Annotated in this window: 4 protein-coding genes; 1 reads left to right on the plus strand and 3 read right to left on the minus strand. The window is 41.7% G+C overall.

Going from position 1 to position 3324, the window contains the following annotated elements; all coding sequences use genetic code 11:
- Positions 1-373: 373 nt before the first annotated feature.
- From C7B62_RS25035 to tatA, 3 genes are all read right to left on the minus strand, one after another.
- Positions 374-949, minus strand: coding sequence for an L-threonylcarbamoyladenylate synthase (locus C7B62_RS25035; protein WP_106244208.1), 576 nt, complete (start codon positions 947-949; stop codon positions 374-376).
- 83 nt (positions 950-1032) lie between these two features.
- On the minus strand, positions 1033-2028 hold the full coding sequence (locus C7B62_RS25040) for an aspartate carbamoyltransferase catalytic subunit (RefSeq protein ID WP_106244211.1): 996 nt from the start codon (positions 2026-2028) through the stop codon (positions 1033-1035).
- A 29-nt stretch (positions 2029-2057) separates the two neighbouring features.
- Positions 2058-2234, minus strand: a complete 177-nt coding sequence (gene tatA / locus C7B62_RS25045) for a twin-arginine translocase TatA/TatE family subunit (protein ID WP_106244214.1) — start codon at positions 2232-2234, stop codon at positions 2058-2060.
- 140 nt (positions 2235-2374) lie between these two features.
- Between tatA and C7B62_RS25050 the strand changes: the two genes are divergently transcribed.
- The gene (locus C7B62_RS25050) at positions 2375-3139 is read left to right on the plus strand and encodes a phycocyanobilin:ferredoxin oxidoreductase (RefSeq protein ID WP_106244218.1); all 765 of its coding nucleotides are present in this window, start codon (positions 2375-2377) and stop codon (positions 3137-3139) included.
- Positions 3140-3324 lie beyond the last annotated feature (185 nt).

The following is a 3324-nucleotide window of genomic DNA, read 5'->3' on the forward strand; positions in this document are numbered from 1 at the left end:
TGAACAATGAGCAATGAGCAGTGAACAATGAGCAATGAACAATGAGCAATGAGCAGTGAACAATGAACAATGAACAATGAGCAATGAGCAGTGAACAATGAGCAATGAACAATGAGCAATGAGCAGTGAACAATGAGCAATGAACAATGAGCAATGAGCAGTGAACAATGAGCAATGAACAATGAGCAATGAGCAGTGAGCAGTGAACAATGAACAATGAGCAATGAGCAGTGAGCAGTGAACAATGAACAATGAGCAATGAACAATGAGCAATGAGCAGTGAACAATGAACAATGAGCAATGAGCAGTGAGCAGTGAACAATGAACATTTTTTAAAGCGATCGCCTGCTCTATAGTACTACTCTAGTAGGACTTAAATTACAACACTCCCCTGACGGATGATCTTCCACTGCTGCTCTTGCCAAAGAACTACTGTAGAAGGAAATCCACTCCCAGAAAATAGATCCAGGTTTTCTAATACCAATACCGATGGAAAAGCTTGCTCAATCTCAGCCATGGTGCGCAGAGCATCTTGTCCTGAAATATTGGCGCTAGTTGTTGCTAATACTCCAGTTTGTCTTAGTATTTCAATGGCAGGAGGACAATTGGGAATACGAATCCCTACGGTCTTAGTATTAGTAGCGTTAATCGCTAGGGGGACTCGCTCTGAAGCGGGAAGAACTAAAGTAAGTGCGCCAGGAAGATGTTGCTGAATTAAATCTTGCCAGGTTGCTAACTCAGCATCATGGTAAGCAACGTAAGGGAGTAGATCCTCAAGGGAGCTTCCCAGTAAAATCAGGGGTTTAATTAAAGAACGTTGTTTTAATTGATAGATTAAGTCCCCCAACTCTGGCTTGACTGCTAATGCGGGAACAGTATCAGTCGGAAAACTAACTACCCTACCAGCGATCGCTCCTGCGATCAATTCTGTTTGAGAAACTTTCACCATAAAATTTGTTTTTCTGACTCTTACTCAACCGCATCCATAGCAAATTTTAGCAAAAAAGCCAAAAGCTCTAAAAGCTATTGAAGTTAATTAGCGTCGCGATTACCAATCAAATATAATAACGCCATGCGAGTCGCCACACCGTTGGTGACTTGCTTAGAAACTAGACTGAGATGAGGATCGTCCATCAAATCGGAAGTTATTTCAACACCGCGATTAGTTGGGCCTGGATGGAGTATTTTAACTTGAGGATGACATAATTTGAGGCGATCGCGCGTCACTCCAAACTGTTGCTGATATTCTCTTAAGCTAGGGATAAAATTGGTCGTCATACGTTCTTTTTGTAGCCGTAGGGTCATGACAAAGTCGGCATTTTCTAAAGCGGGTGCTAACTCCCAATGAATCGCCAGTTTTCCAGGCGCATTGTGATTTACCATTGCCAAAAAAGCCTTGGGTAACAAAGTTGCTGGTGCAGCCAGATGTACTTCTGCTCCAGCGCTGGTGAGACTATAGATATTAGAACGGGCAACTCGGGAATGGAGAATATCGCCAACAATGGCAATTTTTTTGCCTTCCAGTAATTCTAAACGAGGATTAATGGGGTCTAAAACAGTAGTCAGGGTAAATAAATCTAGTAAGGCTTGAGAAGGGTGTTGATGTAAGCCATCTCCCGCATTCAGAATCGTTACCCCAGAATTAAGGCGATCCATTTCTTGGGCAATAATTTGCGGTACACCCGCTTCCTGATGACGGATGACCATCAGATCTGCACCCATAGCTAAATAGGTTTTTGCCGTATCTAAGATGGTTTCCCCCTTGCTGAGAGAAGAACTACCTGGAGAAAAGTTCAAAACATCGGCAGAGAGTCTTTTAGCTGCTAACTCAAAACTACTGCGAGTACGAGTAGATGCTTCAAAAAACATATTGGCGACAACTCTGCCCTGAAGTGCGGGAACTTTCTTGGTTCTGCCTAAAAGCACTTTTTGAAAACTAGACGCAGTTTGTAAAACCGTTGCGTATTCCTCGCTGGTGAAATCCATGAGGGAAAGAATATGTCTTCTTGTCCAGGTAGTAGTTACCATCTTCTAGCTTCTTGAAATTGTCTAAATCATTAATTGTTAATATCTGTGTCTTCTCCTTCATCCAACTGAGGCTTATCCATTTCCTCTTTAAAACCTTTAATGGTTTTGCCTAAAGCACTGCCGATTTCGGGAATTTTTTTGGGGCCAAAAACAAGTACCGCAACTAGCCCAATGATTGCGACTTCAGGTATACCTAAACCGAACATAATTAAATCTCCTGCACTAAAATCTATTACGATTAATAGCTATATATATCTATAAAGTCTGTCTCAGTATATCGTTAAACATAGAGACATCTGTGGGCATCAGTATTTAATCGCCTAGATCGAGTATTTTAATAATCCTAATGTTAGAAACTTCCCAACCTTCACTGCGCCAAGAACAACATCCTTTAATTCATCGACTGGCAGAAAGGATTCTCAACTATTGGCAAAAATATTTAGAACTCTCGGTTTATAACTTGCCTGAAGGGTTGGGTTATGTTGAAGGCAAGCTGGAGGGAGAAAGATTGCGGATTGAAAACCGCTGTTATCAAACGCCTCAGTTTCGTAAAATGCATTTAGAGTTAGCCAAAGTAGGTAATAACCTAGATATTCTGCACTGTGTCATGTTCCCTCGTTCTGAGTATCCCCTACCTATGTTTGGCTGTGATCTTGTGGCTGGGCGAGGGGGGATCAGCGCAGCGATCGCTGATTTATCACCCACTAGCCCCGATAAAACTCTCTCCCCAGGATATATTAAGTCTCTGACGAATTTACCTCCAGCAAAGTTTAGCGAAACCAGAGAATTACCTCCTTGGGCGGATATTTTTTCCGATTTTTGCTTGTTTGTGCGCCCTCATAACCTAGAAGAAGAACAAAACTTTTTAGATTTAGCTGCTAATTATTTACGGGTTCACTGTCAGCAAGCGATCGCCTCAACTCCTGTTTTACCCTCAGAACAAAAACTGTATTTGGCAGGGCAAAGATATTACTGTACTAAGCAGCAGCAAAACGATAAAACTCGTCGCGTTTTAGAAAAAGCCTTTGGCGAAACCTGGGCAGACAACTATATGACTAACGTGTTATTTGATGTGCCTGAATCAGTATTAGCAGTGAGCAATGAGCAATGAGCAATGAGCAATGAGCAATGAGCAATGAGCATTGTAAAGAAGAGGTCTTAAACCTAGTTAATCAATTGTTCACTGTTCACTGTTCACTGTTCACTGTTCACTGTTCACTGTTCACTGTTCACTGTTCATTGTTCACTGTTCACTGTTCATTGTTCACTGTTCATTGTTCATTGTTCACTGTTCAC

It is taken from the genome of Pleurocapsa sp. CCALA 161, from assembly GCF_003003995.1.
Taxonomy (GTDB): Bacteria; Cyanobacteriota; Cyanobacteriia; order Cyanobacteriales; family Xenococcaceae; genus Waterburya.